Raw genomic sequence first — 22,532 nt, forward strand, 5'->3', positions numbered from 1 at the left:
CTCCTCGGTGAGATCGATCTCTGACTGTACTCCTCTCCCCTTCCCCCACCAAGATGGACTCTATGAGTGATCTTCGCGTCGTCCATCTGTCGGCCGCCGACGTGTCGTTGGTGGTGACGCAGCGAGGCGATGAGCTGCCGGCGATCGTGCATTGGGGTGCGCTCCTGGATGTCTCGGATGACGACCTTCGCACCCTGGCCGCCTTGGATCATCGGCCCGGATTATCGGCTGATTCGGACGTGCCGTACCGACCGAGCGTGCTCCCGGAACACTCGCGCGGGTGGTTCGGCCGCCCCGGACTGAGCGTGCACCGCGGTGGTCGCGCATGGTCTCCGCGCTTCCGCGCCGCGCCGCTGCTCGTGGCGGGGGAGCCGGTTCCTGCCGGTGCGACCTCACTCGGTGCCGCGAGCATCACCGCCGAGGCGAGCGACGAGTGGGCCGGGATCGGTGTCACTGTGGAGATCGATCTCACCGCGGTCGGCCTCCTGCGAACACGGGTCGGAGTGCGCAATCGCGGCACCGTCGCGGACGACGTGGACGTCGTCGAGGCCTTGCCGGCGCTGCCGGTGCCTCTGCGCGCGAGGGAGATCCTGGACTTCAGCGGCAGGTGGGCTCACGAGCGGATCCCGCAGCGTCACCCCGTCGTCCGGGGCACCCACGCTCGCGTCTCGCGCCGCGGCCGCACGGGTCTCGACGCCACCACCGTCCTCGCCCTCGGTGTGCCGGGTTTCGCCGCCGACGCCGGCGAGACGTGGCTCTGCCACGTGGGCTTCAGCGGTGACCACGAGCACGCCGTGGAGCGCACCGACGGGTTCCTGGCTTTCCGCGGCGGCGAGCTGCTCCTTCCGGGAGAGGTGCGCCTGAAGGCCGGTGACGAGTACGTGACACCTTGGATCTTCGGCGCGTACGGCGACGGGTGGGACGCGGCATCCGCGCGGTTCCATGCGTATCTGCGCGATCGCAACCGCACCGGCAGCCGGCCGCGGCCGGTCACCTTGAACGTGTGGGAAGCGGTGTACTTCGATCAGGATGCCGCGACCCTGACCGAGCTGGCCGAACAGGGCGCGGCTCTCGGCGTCGAACGGTTCGTGCTCGACGACGGCTGGTTCCGCGGGCGACGAGACGACCGCTCCGGCCTCGGCGACTGGGAGCCGGATCCCGGGGCGTGGCCCGACGGGCTACGCCCCCTGGCCGATCGGGTGCGCTCGCTGGGAATGGAGTTCGGACTCTGGGTCGAGCCCGAGATGATCAACGAGGATTCCGACCTCGCCCGGGCCCACCCCGACTGGATCCTTCGAGCCCGCGACACCCTGCCCGCGCGTTACCGCTTCCAGCAGGTGCTCGACCTGACCAACCCCGATGCGTACGCGCACATCCGCGACCGACTTGACGCACTTGTCACCGAGATCGGCGTGAGCTACCTGAAGTGGGACCATAACCGCGACCTCGTCGACGCCGGGCATCCGGCCACCGGCGCCCCCGCGGTCCACGACCAGACCATCGCGGTGTATCGGCTCCTCGACGAGCTGCGGCACCGGCATCCCCAGCTCGAGATCGAAAGCTGCGCGTCGGGCGGAGGGCGGGTCGACCTCGGCATCCTAGAGCGCACCGACCGTATCCACCCCTCCGACAGCCACGACCCGGTCGACCGCTTCCACATCCTCGGCTGGACCGGCCTGCTCGTACCGCCCGAGATGATGGGGTCGCACGTGGCCTCGGCGGTCTCGAGCACCACCGGGCGCACCTCCACGCTCGCCTATCGCTGCGCCGTGGCTTTCCTCGGGCATTTCGGCATCGAGTGGGACATCCGCGAACTGAGCGGCGACGAGCGGGAGGTGCTCTCCACCTGGATCGCGCGCTGGCGTCGTCACCGCGACCTCATCTCCACCGGCCGAGCCGTGTCGGGTTCGAGCGACCTCGGCGGCCCGTCGCTGCGGGGCGTCGACTCGCCCACCCGCGACGAGGCGATCTACGCGGTGGTGACGCCGGCGACCAGCGCCGACGCGATGGCGCACATCCGTCTTCCCGGACTGGACCCCCGTCGGCGTTACCGGCTGACGGCGAACGCCCCCGAGTCGCTCGGTCCCCCCTGGCAGGTCCCCGCCTGGCTGAACGGGGCCTCGCTGGACCGCGACGACGACGACGCCCCCGTGCTCAGCGGGGCCGCACTCGGGGTCGTGGGGCTCGACTTCCCCGTGTTCCATCCGGAACGTGCGGCCATCCTGCACGCGGAGGCGGTCTCATGACCCGGGCCGCCGGCTGACGGGGGTCAGCGCGGCGGCGCGCCGTTCCAGCTCGCGATCGCCTCGGCGAGGGCGTGGTCGCCGCTCGCGCGCGCCGCCTCCGCGGCGTGTGCGGATGCCGCGGCGAAGACGTCGTCCAGGCGCACGGCCAGGCCCGTCCGAGCCGAGGCAAGGGCCGCCTCGACCATCGCGAGGCTCCAGATGTTGGCCCGTACCTCGCCGGAGGGGACCGGACCGCCGTCCAGGGCAGCGACGAACTCGGCCAGCGCGGCATCGAGCCCCTCCTCCCCGCTGCCGACCGGCACTTCCCGCGGCTCGTCGTCGCGGTGCTGCGCGCTCACCCCTGATTCGCCGTCCCAGGTCACCGAGCCGGTGGCGGTGCTCGCGCGCCAGGACCCGTTCCACGAGGTCGTCAGGCCGTCGGCGCACCAGCTGCCCGAGTAGGCGAATCGAGCGCCGTCTTCGAAGCGGAAGACCGCTTCAGCCGCGGCGTCCCCGCGGTACCAGCTCCACGGCGGCGAGAACTCGTCGCAGTACACCGAGACGGGGTCGGCGCCGAGCACGTATCGCGCCTGATCGAAGGTGTGGATGGCCATGTCGATGAGGAGGGGAGATTCCATCTCGTCCCGGAATCCGCCGAAGCGCGGGTTCTGGAAGAACTGCGAGGTCAGCTGCGCGGCGCCCCCCGCGGCGGCCACCTCCTCACGGAAGGAGCGGATGCCGGCGGAGTACCGCCGTGACTGGCTGGTGGCGAGCAGCACGCCGGTGAGCTCGCTCACTGCGGCGAGCGCGAGAGCATCCGACACCGTCGGGGTGACGGGCTTCTCGCTGAGCACCGGCACGCCGTGCCGCAGGGCGGCTTCGCTCACCGCACGGTGCGCCTCGGGGATGGTGACGTTCAGGAGCATCCCGGGGCGCCCTGCCGCGACGAAGGCCTCGTCCACCGAAGCGACGCACGGGATGTCCCACCCCCGCTCGCCGGCGGCCGCGCGCGCGGTCTCGACCGACACGTCGACGATTGCGCTCACGCGGAGGTCGTCACGGCGCGCGACGGTGTCGAGCCACGCGCGTCCCATCCCGCCCGCACCGACGACGACGACATCCCTCATGAGAGCACCTCGCCGTCCCACTCGCGGGGTGTGTCGAACTCGCCGGCGCGGTGCATCGCGAGGCGGGGCACGGTGCGGGGGCGGTCCTGCCCGGCCCACACCGCGGCGTTGGCGAGGACCCGCTGGATCTCGGGCTGGTGGTAGACGGGATAGTCCTGGTCACCGGGGGAGAAATAGAAGATGCGGCCGTGACCGCGCGAGAACGTCATGCCCGAGCGGAAGACCTCTCCCCCGGTGAAGCTGGACACGAACACCAGCTCGTCCGGGGCGGGCACGTCGAAGAACTCGCCGTACATCTCCTGCGAGCCGATCACGATCGGATGCGGCACGCCGACCGCGATCGGATGCGTCGGGGCGACCGTCCACACGAGTTCGCGATCGTCGGCCTGTCGCCAGCGCAGCGAGCACGTCGTACCCATGAGGCGGATGAAGATCTTCGAGAAGTGGCCCGAGTGCAGCACCACGAGCCCCATCCCCCCGAGTACGTGACGGTGGACGCGCTCGACGACGGCGTCGTCGACGGCGTCGTGCCGCACGTGACCCCACCAGAACAGCACGTCGGTCTCGGCGAGCCGCTCCTCGGCCAGCCCGTGCTCGGGGTCGTCGAGCGTGGCCGTCTCGACGGCTGCGTCCGGCAGCAGCCGGCGGAGCCCCGCCGCGATCGTGCCGTGCATGGTGTCGGGGTACAGCCGCTGCGTCCTCTCGTCATGCTTGTCGTGGTGGTTCTCCCCCCACACGAGCACGCGGATCCCTGGGGCCCGTGCTGATGTTGCCGCTGATGTCACTGTTCTGGCGTTCCTTTCGCGTCGTCCACATCCCATGCGGTCCTGCCCGCCCGAGCCAGGAGGACACGCCGGTCTCCGGACAGACGGACCCGAGCCTCGACGGGACGGTCGGCTGCCGAAGGTCCGGCCGAGAGCACCACGACCCCCGGGTCGACGGCCAGCCGGCCATCGGCCCCGGTGGCGGCCATGCGTGCCGCCTCGATCGTGAAGCGCACGGTCCGGCGTTCGCCGGCGGGCACGCGGATGCGGGCGAAGCCGACGAGCTGAACGTCGGGGCGCACCACGGACGCCGACGGGAAGGATGCGTAGAGCTGGACGACCTCGACGCAGTCGGCGCCGCTGTTGCCGACGGTCACCGTCACCTCGGCCGCCCCCGTCGTCGGGACGATGAGCGGTGCGGAGAGATCCTCGTAGGAGATCCGCCCGGGAGTGAGGCCGAAGCCGAACGGGTACAACGGCGTGGGGTCGGCCACGGTGATCCCCGCATTGTGCAGACCCAGGGGCGGCTGCAGGTAGGTGCCGCCGGAGGCGGGCGTGCGTGGGATCTGCACCGGCAGACGGCCGCTCGGGGCCACTCGTCCGGAGAGGATCCCGGCGACGGCTGCGGCGCCCTCGGCTCCGGGGAAGAACGCCTGCACGATCATGGCCGCCGCGCCGTAGGCGCCCAGGGCGTACGGCCGTCCCGACACGACGACGAGCGTGGTCGGTGTGCCGGTCGCGAGGACCTCGCGGACGAGTTCGTCCTGGCGGCCCGGCAGCCGCAGATCTTCGGCGTCGCAGCCCTCGCCCGAGGTCCCGGCGCCGAACAGTCCCGCGACGTCGCCGACGACCATGATGACCGCGTCGCTGTCGCGCGCCAGATCCACCGCCTCCGTGATCCGCGCCTGCCCGTCGCCCAGGATCGCGCACCCGGGTTCGGTGCGTACGACGGACGCGTCGAACTCGGCGCGCACCGCCTCCTCGATCGTCGGGATGGCGATGCCGGGGTCATGCCCGGGGTACTTGGTGAGCACGTGGTTGGGGAAGGCATAGCAGCCGAGGAGGCTGCGGTACTCGGCGGCGGCAGGCCCGATGAGTCCGATCCGTGCGCCCGCGCGCAGCCCCGCCGTACCGTCGTCCTTGAGCAGGACGATCGATTCCTCCGCCAGTCGCGACGACAGTGCGCGGTTGCGCTCGCCGTCCAGGCACACCTGTTCCGCGCCATCCGGGACGATCGCCCCGCCGTCGAGGAGTCCCGCCTCGATCTTGTGGCGCAGGTGCCGGACCGCGGCGCGGTCGATGTCGCTCTCGTCCACCACCCCCGCGCGCACCAGACGAGGCAGGGCGGCGTACGCGACCGTCGAGGGGAGCTCGACGTCGACGCCCGCCCGCAGGGCCAGCGCGCCGGCGGCGGCGGCGTCACCGGCCACGCGGTGCATCGACACCAGGAACGGCACCGCCCAGTAGTCGGCGACGACCGTGCCGTCGAAGCCCCACTCGGTACGCAGCACGCCGTCCAGCAGGTGCCGGTTGGCCGTGCTCGGGATGCCGTCGACGTCGGTGTACGAGGTCATGACGCTGCGGGCACCGCCCTGCCGGAGCGCCGTCTCGAATGGGGGCAGCACCGTGTCGGCGAATTCGCGCGGACCCATGCTGACGGGAGCGTGGTTGCGGGCTCCGCGCGAGGCGGCATAGCCCGCGAAATGTTTGAGGGTGGCGATGACGCCGGCGCTCTCGAGTCCCGCGACGTAGGCCGCCCCGAGCTGGCCGACGACATAAGGGTCTTCGCCGAGCGTCTCTTCGACCCGGCCCCAGCGGTAGTCACGGACGACGTCGAGCACCGGGGCGAGTCCCTGATGCACGCCGATCGAGCGCATGTCCTCGCCGATCGCCCGAGCCATCTCGCGCACCAGGTCTTCGTCGAAGCTCGCGGCCCATGCCAGCGGGGTGGGAAAGGCGGTGGCGCCGAAAGCGGCGAGACCGGTCAAGCACTCCTCGTGCACCAGCGCGGGGATGCCGAGCCGCTGGTGAGCCATCACCTTCTGCTGCAGCTCGCGAAGCCGGGCGACACCCTCGCGTACGGTCACCGGGGCCGTGCCGAAGACGCGGGTCAGTTGACCCAGGCCGTGGGCGAACGGGTCACCGGCGTCGGCCGCGGCGGCGTCGCCCTCGAGCTTGGGGGCGAAGGCGTCCGCGGCGTCGGTGAGCCACACCGACCCCAGCTGCGCGACCTTCTCCTCCAGGGTCAGCTCGTCGACCAGGGCCTGAGCGCGCTCGCGCGCGCTAAGCGTCGTATCGCGCCACCGACCCTCGTCGACGACGCCTGCATTCGCGCTCATCAGCCCTTGAACGCTCCGTCCATGATCCCGGCGACCATGCGCTTACCGACGAAGAAGAAGACGATGAGCAACGGCAGGGTGGCCATGAACGACCCGCCCATCGTCAACGCGAGGTCGATCGTGCGGTTGGCCTGCAGCTGCTTGAGGACGATCTGGACGGTGAACAGCTCGGGCGACTTCAGGACGATGAACGGCCACATGAAGTCGTTCCACACCGCCGTGAAAGTGATGAGCCCGAGGACGAACGCCGCGGGTCGCACCACGGGGAAGCCGATACGCCAGAAGATCTGCCAGCTGTTGGCCCCGTCGATCCGCGCGGCCTGCATGAGCTCGTCGCTCAGCGTCGTGGCCATGTGCTGACGCATCCAGAAGATGCCGAAGGCGCTCGCCAGCCCCGGGACGATGATCGCCTGGAGCGTGTCGACCCAGTCGAGCCACGAGATGATGAGGTACTGCGGGATCACGCTGAGCTGCGCCGGCACCGTCATGGTCAGCAGCACGATCAGGAACAGTGCGTTGCGGCCGGGAAACTGCAGTTTGGCGAAGGCGAAGCCGGCCAGCGCGCACAGCAGCGAAGCGATGACCGCGATGGCCAGCGACACGATCACGCTGTTGACCAGCGATTGGAAGAACGGCACGGTGTCGAAGACCTTGCCGGCGATCTCGAAGAAATTGAGCCCCGGGTACAGCCGCGGGGGCATCGAGGTGACCGCTGACGCACCCACCGATGCGATGACGAACATGTAATACAGCGGGAAGACGCTGATGAGCACGGCGATGATCAGCATCAGGTAGACCGGCCACGGCACGCGGCCCCCTCGGCCTCTGCGCCTGGGGCGACGCTTCTGCGCAGGCATGAGCGCCTCCTGGCCCACCTGTGGGACCGCCTGGTCGATGACGTCGGACATCAGCGCGCCTTCCGGGTGCGAGTGGTCAGGTAGAAGTTGACGAGCGAGACGACGACGACGATGACGAACAGCGCCACGCCGATCGCCGAGCCGTATCCGAACTCGAACTGCCCGAAGCCCTGCTCGTAGAGGAACAGCGCGAGGGTCTGGCACTGTCGTCCGCCACCGCACGTGAGGCCGGACTCGGGGGCGACCAGCAGCGGCTCGGTGAAGATCTGCAGCCCGCCGATCGTCGACATGATGACGGTGAAGATGATGATCGGGCGCAGCGACGGAATGCTGAGGTGGATGAACTGCTGCCATCCGGATGCCCCGTCCACCGACGCCGCCTCGTACATCTCCCTCGGGACCGCCTGGAGCCCCGCGAGGTAGAGCAGCGTGTTGTAGCCGAACCAGCGCCACATCACCATCGACGAGATGACGACCCACGAACCGACCTGTGAGGCCAGGAAGTTCACGTCGGGGATGCCGAAGATGTTGAGCACCCAGTTGATGAGGCCGAAGTTGCGGTCGAAGATCTGGGCGAAGACGAGGGCAGTGGCGGCCACCGAGGTGATGTAAGGCACCAGAAGCGCCATGCGGAAGAAGTTCGCCCACTTGAGAGTGGCCTGGTTGAGGAGGTGAGCGAGTCCCAGGGCCAGCGCGAGCTGCGGGATCGTGGAGAGGAGGAAGATGCCGAACGTGTTCACGAACGCATTCCAGAAGCGGGGGTCCTGGAAGAGCCGCTCGAAGTTGGCGAGTCCGACGAAGGTCTGCTCGCCGATGGGGTTCCAGTCGAAGAGCGCCACGTAGAAGGTGAAGACGAGCGGGAAGAGCCCGAAGACGGCGAAGATGACGAAGAACGGCGCGATGTAGACGTACGGCGCGATGCGCTCGCCGAAGCTCTGGCGGATGCGCGACGGTGGTCGGTCACGGCGGCGCGTCTTGCGTACGGAGATGATGGTGGCGGTCGCGGTGGTGGTCGCGGGAGCGGTGACGGTCATGTTCCTCGGCCTCGGTCGGGACGGTGGCCCGGGCTGGCCCGGGCCACCGTCTGTCGAAGGGGTCAGCCCCCGATGGCTGCTTTCGCGCTGTCGAGACCCTGCTGCCAGGCGTCCTCGGGTGCGATGTTGCCCGCCTGCATGTCGACGAGCGCGTTCAGGAGCGCAGCGCCGATCGCACTGGTGTCGGGCCCGTTGTAGAACGACTGGAAGTTCAGGACCGACTCGCTCATGATCTGACCGATCGGGGAGTCGCCGTAGAACGGGTCGGTGTAGCTCTTCACCTCATCGCTTTCGAGGGCCGCCTCGGCCGCAGGGAAGGTTCCCGTCGTGGCGAAGTGCTCGGTCTGTCCCTCCGGTGACAGCATCGTCTCGATGTACTGCCAGGCCGCCTCTTTGTTCTCGGCTCGGGCGGGGATGGCGATGACGCTGCCACCCCAGTTGCCGCCGACCCCCGGGATGGAGGCGATGCGCCACTTGCCCTCGGTGTCGGGCGCGTCGTTCTTGAGGCCCGAGAGGATCCACGACGGCGCCGTGGTGACGGCGAAGGCACCGTTGGCCTTGCCAGGCGCCCAGCCCGACGACCACGCCGGGATGTCGGCGCTGAGCCCCGCTTCGTAAGCACGCACCGCGACGTCGAACGCTTCCTCGACCTCGGGGTTGGTGTCATAGATGAGCTCGCCCTCGGGCGTGTAGTACTTCTGGCTCACCTGGTTGACCGTCGAGAAGAAGACCGATGTCTCGACGTTGTCGACGAACGGCTCGCCGGTCGCCTCCGTGTACTTCTCGCCCATGGCGATGAAGTCGTCCCACGTCGACCACATCTTCGCCACCTCGGCCGGGTCGGTGGGCAGGCCCGCCTTCTCGAACAGGTCTGCCCGATAGGCGAAGGCCAGCCCGCCGACGTCGGTGGGAATGCCGATGATGGATCCGTCCTCGGCAGTGGCTCCGTCGATGGCCCAGTCCAGGTACCCGTCGCCGATGTCGTCGCCGCCGAGCGTGCGCAGATCGACGAAATTGCCGGGGTTCTCGACGAACTTGGGCAGGTCGTCGTTCTGGATCATGACCAGGTCGGGCACGCGGCCACCGGCCAGGGCCGCCGTCAGGGCGGTGGCCGTCTCGGTGGTGCTGCCGACCTCCGAGAGCTTGACCTTCGCGTCGGGGTTTTTCTCGAGGTACCGGTCGACCGAGTCCTTCTGGCCGATCCCGGTGAACGACCAGAACTCGAATTCGGCGTTCGGGTCTCCGGCCTCGGAGCCGGAGCCGGACCCTCCCGAGCATCCGGAGATCAGCAGCGCGAGAGCGCCGAGGGCGGCGATGGGCAGGGCCAGTTTGCGACGATTCACAACTGCTCCTCTTCTTCGGGGGACATGTGAGAGCGGGGGATAGCGGATCTTGCCGCCGTGAGAGATCGTTCTCTCATCCGCGAGCCACAGTAACCATGGAGGGCTCGAAAGCACAAGCCCTCACCGGAAAGCGCTTGGTACTCGGAACTGTGAGGGCTGAGGGCACGATAGGCCGGGCGGAATGAGGCGCATGCGGAGCCGTGCGTGCAATGATCGACGTGGTCGTGAGATCGATCTACGGCCAATGTGCATCCTCGGAGGAGAGCCATGGCCCGACCCACCATCGTCGACGTCGCCCAGGCGGCGGGCGTCTCGCGCGCCACCGCCGCGCGCGTGCTCGCGGGGGCCACGAACGTCGACCCTGCGATGACGGAGGCCGTGGCACGTGAGGCCCGGCGGCTGGGCTACGAGACGAACTTCGCCGCGCGGGTGCTGCGAGGGGGCAAGGCAGGCTCGATCGGTCTGGTCATCGCCTTCGACGAGCTCGGCAGCCTCAGTGGCACGTTCTTCACCGCCGTACTCAAGGGCGCGGCGAAGGGCCTGTCCGCCGGCGAGGTGCAGCCGGTTCTGCTTCCCGCCGATCACGAGGATCTCGACCGGATCCCGCGGTTCCTGCGCTCGGGAGCGCTCGACGGCGTGATCGTGATCCTGCAGCACGAGATCACCCACCTCGTCGAGAGCCTCGCCGACTCGCCCATTCCGGTCGCCTGGGTGGGCAGGCCGCACGCCGACATCGGTCCGGAGCCCATCGTGATCGACTCCGACAACTACGGCGGCGGCGTCCTGGCGGCCCGTGCACTCATCGAGCGCGGTCGGCGCTCGATCGGGATCATCACCGGTCCGCTCGATCTCGAGCAGGCTCGAGAGCGCACACGCGGATGGACCGACGAACTGGCCCGTCACGGCATCCCGCCGGGCCCGATCGTCCACGGCGACTTCACCCTCGACAGTGGCACCGCGGCCATGGCGCGTCTGCTCCAGCGCGCGCCCGACCTCGACGGGGTCTTCGCGTCGTCCGACCTCATGGCCGCCGGCGCGATCCGCGTGCTGCAGGCGGCCGGGCGCCGGGTGCCCACGGACGTGTCGGTGGTCGGTTTCGACGACGTGCTCATCGCCAGCACGTCCGACCCGCCGCTGACGACCGTCCGGCAGCCCCTGGAGGAGATGGGCCGGGCGGCGGCCGATACTCTCCTGGCCACGATCCGGGGACTCCCCGCCGAGAAGGAGCAGCTGCTGCCCACGTCGCTCGTCCGTCGCGAGTCGCTCTGACGATGCCCATCCCGCCGGACAAGGCGCTCATCGGCACGGATGCAGCGAACGAAGCCGACGACCGGTCCGCCGTCGTGCAACCCCCGTGAGCGCTCGACCGTAGCCCAGGTCTCCCCGTGTAAAGATTCGATGAATCTGATCGCCTGCTCGCCACTGAACGTCAGCTCGTGGAAGGCAGGCGCATTTTCTTTGCGAATGTGCGCGGGTGGTGCGGGAAGGGTCCCGGCTCGATTACGTCTCGACATGTCATTCATTGGATGATTCTCGATATGGTGGAAGCGGTGGGCTCGCCGGAGGCCATCGGAAGGAGACAGCGTCGTGCCCCACAGGACAGGGTTCTGGAGCTCGTCGGCAGGCCTGGACTGGGAACACGGTCTCATCGCCGGGACGGGCAGCCTGGGCGCCGTTCTCTCCGGGGCACCCGAGCGTCACGTCGTCCATGTGTGCCACGAGGAGTTCTTCGTCCCGGTGAACTCCGCCATCCCCGCGCCTCGCATCGGACCCGTGATCGACGAGGTTCGCTCCGCTGTCCTCGCTGGCGACACCGACGCGGCAGCCGCGATCACCTCGCGGATCGCCTGGGACGACGGGTACGAGGGACAGCTGATCTGGACCGACCCGTTCGTGCCCGTCGCAGCATTGTCGTGGGTCCCTGACGAAGCGCCACGCGCATCGACCTACCGCAGGTCCGGAGACTTCGTGACGGGGCGGGTGGAGGTCGAGTGGTCCGAGGGGGACAGCCACCGCTGCGGCATCGCGATCGTGCCGGATCGCGCCGCTGGAACCCTGTTCCTCGAGCTGTCGTCGAGTCGCGACATCCGTGGTGTGCTGTCTCTGGACCCTGGAGACGGCGCGCGAGGACCCGGCCACTACCCCTCCACGGACTACGGCGTGTTCCTGACCGAGGCGAGCGCTCTGGAATCAGGACGATGGGTCGACGACGTGGAAGTCGACCCCGCGACCCTGCCTCCGTTCGTACGGCAGCACCCGCCGAGCACGTGGTCGCCGACCCGGGCGCGGCTCAGCGTCGACCTGCCCGCCAGTATCGATCCGCAACCCGTGGACGCAGGCGTGCGGATCCGCGTTGCGGGAGGCGCCCCGACCCGACTGCCGATCCGCGTCGAGGTGTTCGGCGGACTCGTGGAGCCCGCCGAACCCTCTGGCGTGACGCACGCATCGCTGTTCGCCGCGTGCTCGCTCGACCTCGAGAGCGACGTCGGCGACGACCACTCCTATGACCAGGTTCTCGAGCGCGCGCGTGAAGGAGACGCGCAGTCCGTGCTCGCGGCGATCGAGCTCGCCTTCGCCTCGGGGCGCCACACGATCCTGTCGGCGACCGGCGTGCTGCCGCCGACCCTCGTCGGCATCTGGCAGGGGACGCGGCGACCTGCCTGGTCGGGGGACTGGACCCAGAACGGCAACGTGCAGCACGGCGGCGTCGCGTCGCTGGTGGCTTCCGGGACACCGGAACTGCTCACCTCGTACCTCCGCGCCGTCTTCCGTCACACCGACCACTACGCGGAGAACGCGGAACGCGTCTTCGGGGCTCCGGGCTGGCTGCTGCCCGCGCGCTTCGACTCTCACGGCCGCAGCAACCACTTCGCCACGTCTTACCCCCACCTCTACTGGATCGCCGGTGGAGCATGGGTCCTCCGGCTCGCCTGGGACCAGTTCAGCGCAACCGGCGACCTCGCGACGCTCCGCGAGTATGCGTGGCCGCTCGCCCAGAACGTCATGGCGTTCGCCTCCGCCATCGGCGTCCCGGACGACACCGGCACGCTCCATCTCGTGCCGTCGTACTCGCCCGAGAACACGCCCGGCAATCGCACGAATCCGATCGCCGTCGACGCGACCATGGACGTCGCCGCCCTCCGCGATGCCGCGCGGCTTGCGATCCGGATCGCCGATCTCCTCGGCGAGGATGCCGATCGCGCCGCGTGGGGATCCTTCGCGGACCGCCTGCCTCCGTATCGAGTCGCCGATGATGGCACGTTCGCCGAATGGCTCGACCCCGATCTCGCCGAGGAACTCGGACACCGGCATGCGTCGCAGCTCTATCCGTTCTGGTACGAAGAGGACGACGCGGCACAGGCCCCTGAGCTCCGCCGGGCAGCGATCGAGACCATCCGCCGGAAGCTCGCATGGCGCGATGAGCGGCCCTGGGCCGGCGAAGACGGGCGCATGGAGATGGCGTTCGGGCTGGTCGGGCTCGGGCTGGCGGCCGCGCGGCTGGGAGACGCGGATGCCGCCCTGCGCTGTGTGGAGTCCCTCGCCCGCGATTTCTGGCGATCCAACGCGGTGTCGACGCACGACGGCGACTCGATCTTCAACGTGGATGCGAGCGGTGGGCTGCCTGCGCTCGTGATCGAGATGCTCGTGCAGTCGCAGCCGGGGTCGCTGGTGCTCCTGCCGGCGCTGCCGGCGGCCTGGCCCTCGGGATCACTCCGAGGCGTGCGCGCGCGGGGCGGCGTCCTCATCGAGGAGTTGCGGTGGGACGCCGACGGCGCGACCGCCGTCATCCGGGCGGTGCCCGGGTCCGATGCGGCGCGCGCCAGCGAGATCCTGAACGTGAGCGGGCTCGGGTCCTCCCTCACGGTGGACCTGTCGCGCGGACCGCACACCATCCGGCTCGACCACCGCACGGCAGCAGACCCCGCCCCGCCCCGCTCGGTCAGCTGACCGCGAGCTCGACCGACACGGCCTCCAGGCCCGGCGATGTCGCCGTCACGATCACGCAGCCCTTCCCCGACGGCCGGATGACGGCAAGTGCGCGTCCGTCGTACAGGCGATGGCGGACGTCGGTGAACGACTCCTCGGTCGCCGGGATCGCGCTCCCGAAGCCCTGGAGCGCGCCCGGGCCATCGATCGTCAGCTCCACCTCGACGGCGCTGTCGGTCGCGCGCACACCGGTGTCGTCCACGAGCTCGACCGCGATGAACGCCAGGTCCTGCCCGTCGGCGTGAACCAGGGATCGCTCGGCCGTCAGGGCGAGTCGACGGCGCTCGCCGGCGGTGTGCAATGCGGTCCGTTCGGCGGGGGACCCGCCGCGGACGGCGACGGCCTCGAGGCGCCCGGGCCGGTAGGGAACGGAGAACAGCGTGCGGTAGCCGTGCGCGCTGCCGGCCGGCTGCCGCCCGAGCGACACGTCGCCTACGAGCAGTTCCACCTCGGGCGCGTCGCTGTAGACCTCGACCTCCAGCGGCTCGGTGCCGGCGTCGCTCCACGTCCAGGAGGGGATGCTGTCGGTCCACGACCAGGGCGCGGTCTTCATGACGCGACCCCGGGTGTGCGGTCGCCGTACCGCGATGAAAGGCGCGGTGCGCAACCCGTAGACGATCTCACGGTAGTAGGACGCAGGGCGCCGCTCACCGGTGATGTCGATGTCGCCCGCGAACGAGATGAGGAACGGGTACTCTCCGAGCGCCTCGCTGCCGGGCGGGTCATCCCGGTAGTGCATCCGGCCGAGCCCCGGCTCGCCCAGGTAGTCCCACCCCGTCCACGTGAAGTCGCCGATGACGTGCTCGTTGGACGTCACGAGTCGCCACAGGCGATCGATCCGCGTGGGAAAGGTCTCCGATCCGACGATCACCCGGTTCGGGTATCGCGTGCGGTCGAGCTCGTACCGCGCGTCCTGGTAGTTCATGCCGGCGATGTCCAGCGCGCCGTATGCCTCCTCCGTCAGTTCAGCGACGGCGTCGGTCACGGCCAGCGCGCTCATGCGCTCTTCGAGGCTCAGCGAGCGGGCGTTGATCTCGTCGACGGGATCCAGCGATGCATCCCCGAGCAGCTCGGGTTCGATCTCCGGCGCACCGTCCATGACGAACAGTGCGCCATTGACGGCCGCGGTCACGTAGCGCGTCGGATCCAGCGCACGAGTGGCTGCCGCCAGGTCTCTGGTCAGCTCGTTCCCCGACCGGGTCGCCGCCTCGGGGATCTCGTTGCCGATCGAGTAGATGATGACACTGGGATGATTGCGGTCCTTCTTCACCATCGCGGCGAGATCGGACCGCCACTGCTCGACGAAGTGATCTGCGCCGTCCTCCGCAGACTTCGCCCGGGTCCACACGTCCGTGAGCTCGTCCATGACGAGCATTCCCAGCCGATCGCAGGCATCCAGCATCGCCGCGCTCATGGGCTGATGTGCGCTGCGGATCGCGTTGAACCCGGCGGACTTGAGGATCGCGACCCGGCGCTCCTCGGCGGCGGCGAACGTCGCTCCGCCGATCACGCCGTTGTCCGCGTGAACGCACGCACCACGCAGCTTCACCGGCTGCCCGTTCACCCTCAGTCCACGTTCGACGTCCAGATGCAGTGACCGGATGCCGAAGCCGACCTCGCTCGCATCCGCCTGCCCCTGAGCACCGGCAGGCTGTGGCGTCAGCTGCACCTGCGCCCGGTAGAGGTCAGGGGTGTCGACCGACCATCGCCGCGGTGACCGCACGAGGATGCGCTGGCTGACGTCGACCGACCCGTCGGCAGGCAGACTGACGCGGGTCCGGTCCATCCCCACGACTTCCCCCGATGGACCGAGGAGCATGGTCTCGAGCCACCGCGCGACGGGCGAGGATTCGAGGTTGCGGACCGTCGTGAGGACCTGCACGACGGCCGACTCCGCATCATGCTCGGGCGTCGTCACGACGATGCCGTCGAGCGGCACGTGCACCTTCGGACCCACGGAGAGGTGCACCGGACGGATGATCCCGCCGCCGGTGTACCACCGGGCGTCGCGGTCGGCTCGGGCCTCGACGATGATCTCGTTCTCGCCGTCGTAGTGCAGAAGCCCGTCCAGCTCCACCACAACCGCTGTGCTCCCCGATCTCTGTCGCGTGGCGAGGTTGCCATTCACGAAGACGGCCGCCGATCGGTGGACGGCCTCGAACTCGAGGACGACATGTCGATCGCGCCATTCCGGCGGTGCGAACAGGCGCGTGCGGTACTCCCACATCCCACCTGGGAAGTACCCCGAGGCCATCTGGCCCTCATCGTCCACTCGCGTCGTGCCGAGCACCGCGTCGTGGGGAATCACCACGGTTTCGAATTCCCCGGCGCCGGCGGATCGGCTTCGGAACTGCCACGTTCCCGGGTAGGTCTCACGTTGCATCTTCGCCCTGTTCCTCTTCGAGTCCACGCCACGCAGATGTCGCTGCGATTCGACCGATACATCTGATCTATGCGGTGTCGTGCAAGACTAAGTATGGACGATCACGCGAACCAGACTGGCGAGACACCGCGAAACATCGAATGATCTAGGGTGTGACGACCTGACGGAGGAATGGTCAATGGCGATCATCAGCGGTATCCGCGTGCACGACATACGCTTCCCCACATCGCTCCAGGCGGACGGCTCCGATGCGATGAACAAGGACGGCGATTACTCCGCCGCCTATCTCGTCCTCGAGACCGACAGCGACCTACGCGGCCACGGCTTCACCTTCACGATCGGTCGCGGGAACGACCTCTGCGCCGAGGCCGCCCGGCAACGAGCCGAGCCGCTCATCGGGCGGGACGTGGACTCCCTGCTCGACGACCTCGGAGGAATCTACCGTGAGCTCGCCGCCGACTCGCAGCTTCGCTGGCTCGGCCCGGAGAAGGGCGTCGTCCACCTCGCCATGGCCGCGGTGATGAACGCGCTCTGGGACATGGCCGCCCGGCGCGCCGGAGTGCCCCTCTGGCGACTGCTCGTGGACATGACGCCGGACCAGCTGGCGGATGCGGCGGACCTTCGATATCTCTCGGATGCCCTCACCCGGGAAGAGGCTGTCGACATGCTCCGCGCGGCGGAACCCGGCCGACAGCGGCGGATCGCCGAGCTGACCGCACGGGGCGGGTATCCCTGCTACACCACCAGCGCGGGCTGGCTCGGATACTCGGACGAGAAGCTCCGGGCACTCCTCCAGGAGGCGAAGGACGAGGGTTATCGCCACTTCAAGATCAAGGTGGGCGCCGACCTCGAGGAGGACCGCCGACGCCTCCGTGTCGCTCGCGAGGTCGTCGGGTGGGACGCCGAACTCATGATCGACGCCAACCAGGTGTGGGATGTCCCCCAGGCGATCGACTGGGTCAACGAACTCGCCGAGTTCCGCCCCCTGTGGATCGAGGAGCCGACCAGCCCTGATGATGTGTTGGGGCACGCCGCCATCCGCAGGGCGGTCAGCCCGATCGGCGTGGCGACCGGCGAGCACGGCATGAACCGCGTGCTGTTCAAGCAGATGTTCCAGGCCGAGGCGATCGACTTCTGCCAGCTCGACTCCGCACGCCTGGCGAGTGTGAACGAGATTCTGTCGGTCTATCTGATGGCGCAGAAGTTCGGAGTTCCGGTGTGTCCTCACGCGGGTGGCGTCGGTCTGTGCGAACTCGTGCAGCACCTGTCGATCTTCGACTTCGTCGCCGTGTCGACGTCGCTCGACAAGCGACTCACCGAATACGTGGACCACCTGCACGAGCACTTCGTCGATCCCGTCGTCGTCTCGAACGGGCACTACGTGCTGCCGTCCAATCCGGGCTACAGCGCCGAACTTCGCGAAGACAGCATCCAGCAGTACGAGTTCCCCACCGGCAGCTACTGGCTCGCCCGCAGCGCGAACGAGGCGCTCGTCAGCCGCTAGACGACTCTGGCGCCTGATCGCCGCCCTCGACCGGATGCTGCGCCGCGAAGACTTCGACACCCAGGAGGTGTGCCGCCATCCGGATGCGCGCTCGTTCGGCATCGCGCGTGCGGAGCGCGGCGAGGATGGCCCGGTGGTCGGCATGCGCCTCGCCGAGGGAATCGCGTTCCGTGATGGCGCGCCACAGGCGGCCGCGGAGTGTGCGGGTCATGAGGGTGTCGATCAACGCCGCGAGCGCGGGGTTGCCGCTGGCGATGGCGATGTGCCGATGGAAGGCGGCGTCCGCGTCGATGAACGCCTCGGGCTCGAGGTTCCCGGAGGCCAACTCGGAGTCGATGCCGGACAGGATCTTCTCGAGGTCGTCGAATTCGGCGTCCGTCAGCCTTACTGCCGCGAGCCCGGCGGACTCCGTCTCGAGCACGCGTCGCACGGCGAGCAGATCGACCGGCTGAGTCGCCTCCTGCAGTCCAGCCCAGAATTCCAGTGGGCGCAGTAGCGAACCCGGGTCGAGCTGGGTCACGTACGTGCCGTCGCCCTGACGCGTCTCGAGCACTCCGAGCGTGGCGAGCGATCTCACGGCCTCGCGCAGCGAGCCTCGCGACACCCCGAGCTGTGCAGCGAGCTCCTTCTCGATCGGAAGCCGGTCGCCGGCCCGCAGCTCGCCGGAGGCGATCATCCGCTTGACCTGGTCGATGACGTGATTCGACCTCGAGACCGGACCTGAGGAAAGGCTTTCAGTCTTGGCTGCCACGCGATCAGTGTATGCGCCGTCACGTCGCGATTCGTTGAATCAATGCCCCACTGAGCCTCAAACATTGAATCAATCCGCAGCACCCCGCCCCCTCCCTCGCACCGCGGTTGGTGGCGTGAGCAATCCGCACGCGACCGCAATAGACGCGAGATCGACCGCCATGCCGCATGCTTCCGCCTGCTTTGGAGTTCGCAGCCGCTGGCAGGCTGCAGCGAAGGCAGAGGCTGATCGCGCAGGTTCGCCGTGCAGAGCGATCGGATTGACACGTATTGATCTGACGTTTACGGTGGGACATGCTGCTGCACCGATGCAGAGAGGAGACGCGATGATTGCCGACGCACGGCCGCTCGAGCGCTCGGCCCGTTCATCGTGCGGATCGCGACGGTGTCCTCGGAGGTGCGCGTGGTGACGCCTCCCGGCGGCGTCGGCCTGGATGTCGGCGGCGTCACACGCAAGCTGCGTGGCCGAAAGGACTCCCGCGGAATGCGCGGCCTGAAGCGCAGCTGGCGCAGGCACTGGCAGTTGTACCTGCTGATCCTGGTACCCATCGCCTACTTCGTGGTCTTCAAGTACGTGCCGATGGCCAACGCCATCATTGCGTTCAAAGATTACAACGTAGTAGATGGCGTCTGGGGCAGTGACTGGGCGGGAACCAAGCACTTCGAGCGCTTCTTCGAGAACCCGGTCTTCTGGCCCGTGCTGCGCAACACCTTCCTGCTCTCGGCCTACGTCGTTCTGGCGAGTTTCCCGATTCCGATCATCCTGGCGCTCGCGCTGAACGAGGTCCGCCTCCGGTTCTTCAAGAACACCGTGCAGATGGTCACCTACGCGCCGTACTTCATCTCGACGGTCGTCGTGGTCTCGATGACCATCCTGTTCCTTTCTCCTCGCCTGGGCATCGCCGGTCACGTGACGCAGTTCTTCGGCCTGGGATCCATCGACTTCCTGAGTGATCCCGACTACTTCCGCCATATCTATGTGGTCAGCGACGTCTGGCAGACGATGGGGTACTCCGCTGTCATCTACCTTGCCGCGCTCGCCGGAATCGACCCCGCGCTGTACGAAGCGGCCCGCGTCGACGGCGCCAGCCGGTGGCAGAAGATCCTCAACGTCGATCTTCCGGGCATCCTGCCCACGGCGATGATCGTGCTGGTGCTCGGCGTGGGAAACGTCATGGCGATCGGGTTCGAGAAGGCCTACCTCTTCCAGAACAGCCTCAACATCTCCCAGTCGGAGATCATCCCGACGTACACGTACAAGGTGGGCCTGCTGAACGCGGACTTCAGCCAGGCGGCGGCGATCGGGTTGTTCAACGGCGCCATCAACCTCTGTCTGCTGCTCGGGGTGAACGCGATCGTGAAGCGACTGACGGGAAACGGACTGTGGTGACCTCGACGCTGGAAGAACATCCCCAGAAGACCCGCGGTGCGCGGCCGGCGCGGACGCGGGACGGGCGCAAGCCGACGCGGATCAAAGAGTCGTCGATCGACCGGTGGTTCATGGCCGGCGTCTACATACTGCTGACCACATTCCTGCTCGCTGTGCTGTTGCCGCTGATCTACATCGTCGCGAGCTCGTTCAGCGATCCACTCGCGGTATCGTCCGGGCAGGTCACGCTCTGGCCCATCAACTTCACTCTCGAAGGCTACGTCCGCGCTCTGAGCGACAACTCGATCCTCAGCGGTTTCGGCAACTCGCTCTTCTACACGATCGTGGGAACGGCCATCAGCCTGGCGCTCACCGTCGCCATCGCCTATCCGCTGTCGCGGAGCGACTTCTGGGGACGCCGTGGCATCACCGTCTTCGTGGTCTTCACGATGCTCTTCGCCGGCGGCATCATCCCGACGTACCTCGTCGTTCAGAACCTCGGGCTGCTCGACACCAGGTGGGCGCTCATCCTGCCTCAGGCCATCGGCGTCTGGCAGGTCATCATCGCCGTCGCCTTCTTCCGGACCTCGATCCCCGACGAACTGTACGAGGCGGCACAGCTCGACGGTGCAAGCGACATGCGCTTCCTCTTCAAGGTGGTGCTGCCGCTCTCCAAGCCGCTGCTCGCCGTGATCGCGCTCATGTACGCCATCTATCAGTGGAACTCCTACTTCGACGCCCTCCTGTATCTGCGCGACCCGGGCCTGTATCCGCTCCAGCTGGTCCTGCGCAATGTGCTGATCCTCAACCAGACAGCACCGGGACTGGATGCCGCGGCCGCGCTCGAGCGGCAGCAGCTCGCGGATCTCATGAAGTACTCCCTCATCGTCATCTCGACGGTTCCCGTCATGCTCGTCTACCCCTTCGTCGCCCGGTTCTTCAACAAGGGAATCCTGATCGGCGCGGTGAAGGGATGACCCGCGGCACCTCCCTGCGACTCGCGCTCCCCTCCCCCGACACCACCTTCGTCCATAGAAAGGCACGACCATGACTGGACAATCGACGTCCCACAGAGTCCTCCGACGCCCTCGCCTGCTCGCAGGCCTTGCGGCGACAGCCGCGGTGGGCATCATGCTCACCGGGTGCACCGCCAGCGCGGAGGACGACCGGAAGGTCATCACCATCTTCGGCGAGCAGGGCGGCCAGATGGATCTGAACACCAACTCGTTCACCAAGCTGCTGGAAGAGAAGTTCGACGTGGACATCGACTTCCAGACCACGGGCTACGACTCGGGAGCAGCGACGGAGGCGCGACAGGTCTCGCTCGCGGGCGGCGAGCTGCCCGAGGCGTACATGCTCGTCCCCTGGGCATCGCAGTTCACGCAGGCGGAACTCCAGCGCTACGGCGACCAAGGCGTGATCCTCCCGCTCAACGACCTCATCGACGAGTACGCACCGAACATCGCCGACGCGCTCGCCTCCGAGCCGGGATTCGAGACCCTCGCGACGGCTCCCGACGGGAAGATCTGGGGCCTTCCGCAGTGGAACGACTGCTATCACTGCTCGTACCCGTACAAGTTCTGGATCAACACCGATTGGCTGGAGACGCTGGGACTCGAGATGCCCACGACGACCGACGAGTTCTTCGACGTGATGATGGCGTTCAAGACCGGCGACCCGAACGGCAACGGCGTCGCCGACGAGATCCCGATCACCGGCAGCGCGCAGTGGTCGATCGTGCCGTTCATCATGAACGCGTTCATCTCGAACTCGTTCAACACGGGCGCGGGTGCGAACAGCCAGCCGATCTCGCTCGGACTCGATGGCGACACCGTGCAGATGCAGACGATGCAGGACGGATGGCGCGAGGGTCTGAAGTTCCTCAACAAGCTGTGGGCTGCCGGACTCATCGATCCCGCGGCGTTCTCACAGGGCGGCGACACGATGCAGGCCACCGGCAACTCGGCCCAGGCGGTCCTCGTAGGCGGCTTCACGGCCATCCACCCGGGCATCGGCGTGAGCATCGGCCAAGAGGACGGCCGTGACAACCAGTACAACCCCGTGCCACCGCTCGACGGCGCCGCGGGTCCGATCACGACCTACCAGCTGCCCAGCGTGCCCGGAGCCACCTTCGTGATCACGAAGGCCGCCGACGAGGCGGAGCAGAAGGTCATCATGGAGATGATGGACTACATCTTCAGTCCTGAGGGTCACCTCCGCGGGCAGCAGGGTGAGGAGAACATCGGCTGGCGGGCCCCGGAGCCCGGCGACGTCGCCCTCGACCCCGATCTCGAGCCGAGCTTCTTCGACCTCCCGCTGGATGAAGAGAACGAGGCCGACTACAACGGCAACTGGGGACCGATGGCGCAGGTCTTCGACACCACCGAGTGGCGCAACTCGCAGGTGCAGCCGCTGGACATCTACACGCAGGAAGGGTTCGAACGGCGTCTCTTCGAAGCGACGGATCTCTATGACGGCAAGGAGTCCGACGCCATGTTCCCGTACTGGAACCTCTGGATTCCCGCCGAAGAGGCGAGCGAGCTCTCCACGCTCACGACCAACATCGAGAGCAACGTCGCGACCGCGACCGCCGAGTTCATCACCGGCGTGCGCGACCCGAACAGCGATGCCGATTGGGACGCGTACCTGCAGGGACTCGACGGCCTCGGCGTCGCGCGCTACGTCGAGATCTGGCAGGCCGCGTCCGACGCGAGCTGACCGACCGCAACCGGGGGCGATCATCCGGATCGTCCCCGGTTCTCCATGACCCAGCACAACCACTTCAGGAGCACTCTTTGCCGCACACCGACACACTCACCTGGCGCCCCGGGGCCATCGAGATGGACATCG

Annotated in this window: 15 protein-coding genes; 7 read left to right on the forward strand and 8 right to left on the reverse strand. The window is 68.1% G+C overall.

Translation table 11 applies throughout. The features are described 5' to 3' along the window. The first annotated feature begins 62 nt into the window (after positions 1-62). On the forward strand, positions 63-2,246 hold the full coding sequence (locus MRBLWH7_RS12080; RefSeq protein WP_341994769.1) for an alpha-galactosidase: 2,184 nt from the start codon (positions 63-65) through the stop codon (positions 2,244-2,246). 23 nt (positions 2,247-2,269) lie between these two features. On the opposite strand, the gene MRBLWH7_RS12085 is transcribed toward MRBLWH7_RS12080, so the two are convergent. From MRBLWH7_RS12085 to MRBLWH7_RS12110, 6 genes are all read right to left on the reverse strand, one after another. Then, on the reverse strand, positions 2,270-3,352 hold the full coding sequence (locus MRBLWH7_RS12085) for a Gfo/Idh/MocA family oxidoreductase (RefSeq protein WP_341994771.1): 1,083 nt from the start codon (positions 3,350-3,352) through the stop codon (positions 2,270-2,272). Beyond that, complete coding sequence (locus MRBLWH7_RS12090; protein ID WP_342002034.1) at positions 3,349-4,101, reverse strand: ThuA domain-containing protein; 753 nt, start codon at positions 4,099-4,101, stop codon at positions 3,349-3,351. The genes MRBLWH7_RS12085 and MRBLWH7_RS12090 overlap by 4 nt, the downstream gene beginning before the upstream one ends. A 32-nt stretch (positions 4,102-4,133) precedes the next feature. Beyond that, positions 4,134-6,455 (reverse strand): glycoside hydrolase family 3 N-terminal domain-containing protein, encoded by a 2,322-nt coding sequence (locus tag MRBLWH7_RS12095; RefSeq protein WP_341994773.1) that lies wholly within the window; start codon positions 6,453-6,455, stop codon positions 4,134-4,136. Next, entirely contained in the window at positions 6,455-7,363 is a 909-nt protein-coding gene (locus MRBLWH7_RS12100) for a carbohydrate ABC transporter permease (RefSeq protein WP_341994775.1), read from the reverse strand. The genes MRBLWH7_RS12095 and MRBLWH7_RS12100 overlap by 1 nt, the downstream gene beginning before the upstream one ends. Further along, entirely contained in the window at positions 7,363-8,346 is a 984-nt protein-coding gene (locus MRBLWH7_RS12105; RefSeq protein WP_341994778.1) for a sugar ABC transporter permease, read from the reverse strand. Before MRBLWH7_RS12105 ends, MRBLWH7_RS12100 begins: the two co-directional genes overlap by 1 nt. A 62-nt stretch (positions 8,347-8,408) precedes the next feature. After that, positions 8,409-9,689: an extracellular solute-binding protein gene (locus MRBLWH7_RS12110; RefSeq protein WP_341994780.1), complete on the reverse strand. Its 1,281-nt coding sequence runs from the start codon at positions 9,687-9,689 to the stop codon at positions 8,409-8,411. 267 nt (positions 9,690-9,956) lie between these two features. Here MRBLWH7_RS12110 and MRBLWH7_RS12115 point away from each other — a divergent pair, with 267 nt between their 5' ends. Both MRBLWH7_RS12115 and MRBLWH7_RS12120 read left to right on the forward strand, forming a co-directional pair. After that, positions 9,957-10,958, forward strand: a complete 1,002-nt coding sequence (locus MRBLWH7_RS12115; RefSeq protein WP_341994782.1) for a LacI family DNA-binding transcriptional regulator — start codon at positions 9,957-9,959, stop codon at positions 10,956-10,958. A gap of 318 nt (positions 10,959-11,276) precedes the next feature. Next, on the forward strand, positions 11,277-13,637 hold the full coding sequence (locus MRBLWH7_RS12120) for a glycoside hydrolase family 95-like protein (RefSeq protein WP_341994784.1): 2,361 nt from the start codon (positions 11,277-11,279) through the stop codon (positions 13,635-13,637). Here MRBLWH7_RS12120 and MRBLWH7_RS12125 read toward each other — a convergent pair. Beyond that, positions 13,630-15,987, reverse strand: a complete 2,358-nt coding sequence (locus MRBLWH7_RS12125) for a glycoside hydrolase family 2 TIM barrel-domain containing protein (protein WP_341994786.1) — start codon at positions 15,985-15,987, stop codon at positions 13,630-13,632. The two genes, MRBLWH7_RS12120 and MRBLWH7_RS12125, sit on opposite strands and share 8 nt — an antisense overlap. Before the next feature lie 250 nt (positions 15,988-16,237). Between MRBLWH7_RS12125 and MRBLWH7_RS12130 the strand changes: the two genes are divergently transcribed. Beyond that, the gene (locus MRBLWH7_RS12130) at positions 16,238-17,563 is read left to right on the forward strand and encodes an enolase C-terminal domain-like protein (RefSeq protein WP_341994788.1); all 1,326 of its coding nucleotides are present in this window, start codon (positions 16,238-16,240) and stop codon (positions 17,561-17,563) included. Here MRBLWH7_RS12130 and MRBLWH7_RS12135 read toward each other — a convergent pair. Beyond that, positions 17,553-18,314: a FadR/GntR family transcriptional regulator gene (locus MRBLWH7_RS12135; protein ID WP_341994790.1), complete on the reverse strand. Its 762-nt coding sequence runs from the start codon at positions 18,312-18,314 to the stop codon at positions 17,553-17,555. The two genes, MRBLWH7_RS12130 and MRBLWH7_RS12135, sit on opposite strands and share 11 nt — an antisense overlap. A gap of 402 nt (positions 18,315-18,716) precedes the next feature. Between MRBLWH7_RS12135 and MRBLWH7_RS12140 the strand changes: the two genes are divergently transcribed. The 3 genes from MRBLWH7_RS12140 to MRBLWH7_RS12150 all read left to right on the forward strand — a co-directional run bounded on the left by MRBLWH7_RS12140 (position 18,717) and on the right by MRBLWH7_RS12150 (position 22,400). Next, positions 18,717-19,703, forward strand: coding sequence for an ABC transporter permease subunit (locus MRBLWH7_RS12140; RefSeq protein WP_341994792.1), 987 nt, complete (start codon positions 18,717-18,719; stop codon positions 19,701-19,703). Next, positions 19,700-20,659, forward strand: coding sequence for a carbohydrate ABC transporter permease (locus MRBLWH7_RS12145; protein WP_341994794.1), 960 nt, complete (start codon positions 19,700-19,702; stop codon positions 20,657-20,659). Before MRBLWH7_RS12140 ends, MRBLWH7_RS12145 begins: the two co-directional genes overlap by 4 nt. Positions 20,660-20,729: 70 nt before the next feature. Further along, entirely contained in the window at positions 20,730-22,400 is a 1,671-nt protein-coding gene (locus MRBLWH7_RS12150; RefSeq protein WP_341994796.1) for an ABC transporter substrate-binding protein, read from the forward strand. The last annotated feature ends 132 nt before the right edge of the window (positions 22,401-22,532 follow it).

The sequence above is a fragment of the Microbacterium sp. LWH7-1.2 genome (assembly GCF_038397755.1).
Lineage (GTDB): Bacteria > Actinomycetota > Actinomycetes > Actinomycetales > Microbacteriaceae > Microbacterium.

Excerpts from the sequence above, each read along its gene's own strand:
- MRBLWH7_RS12100 (WP_341994775.1), bottom strand. The coding sequence starts at position 7,363 with ATGTCCGACGTCATCGACCAGGCGGTCCCACAGGTGGGCCAGGAGGCG.
- MRBLWH7_RS12085 (WP_341994771.1), bottom strand. The coding sequence starts at position 3,352 with ATGAGGGATGTCGTCGTCGTCGGTGCGGGCGGGATGGGACGCGCGTGG.
- MRBLWH7_RS12080 (WP_341994769.1), top strand. The coding sequence starts at position 63 with ATGAGTGATCTTCGCGTCGTCCATCTGTCGGCCGCCGACGTGTCGTTG.
- MRBLWH7_RS12130 (WP_341994788.1), top strand. The coding sequence starts at position 16,238 with ATGGCGATCATCAGCGGTATCCGCGTGCACGACATACGCTTCCCCACA.
- MRBLWH7_RS12105 (WP_341994778.1), bottom strand. The coding sequence starts at position 8,346 with ATGACCGTCACCGCTCCCGCGACCACCACCGCGACCGCCACCATCATC.
- MRBLWH7_RS12115 (WP_341994782.1), top strand. The coding sequence starts at position 9,957 with ATGGCCCGACCCACCATCGTCGACGTCGCCCAGGCGGCGGGCGTCTCG.
- MRBLWH7_RS12150 (WP_341994796.1), top strand. The coding sequence starts at position 20,730 with ATGACTGGACAATCGACGTCCCACAGAGTCCTCCGACGCCCTCGCCTG.
- MRBLWH7_RS12095 (WP_341994773.1), bottom strand. The coding sequence starts at position 6,455 with ATGAGCGCGAATGCAGGCGTCGTCGACGAGGGTCGGTGGCGCGATACG.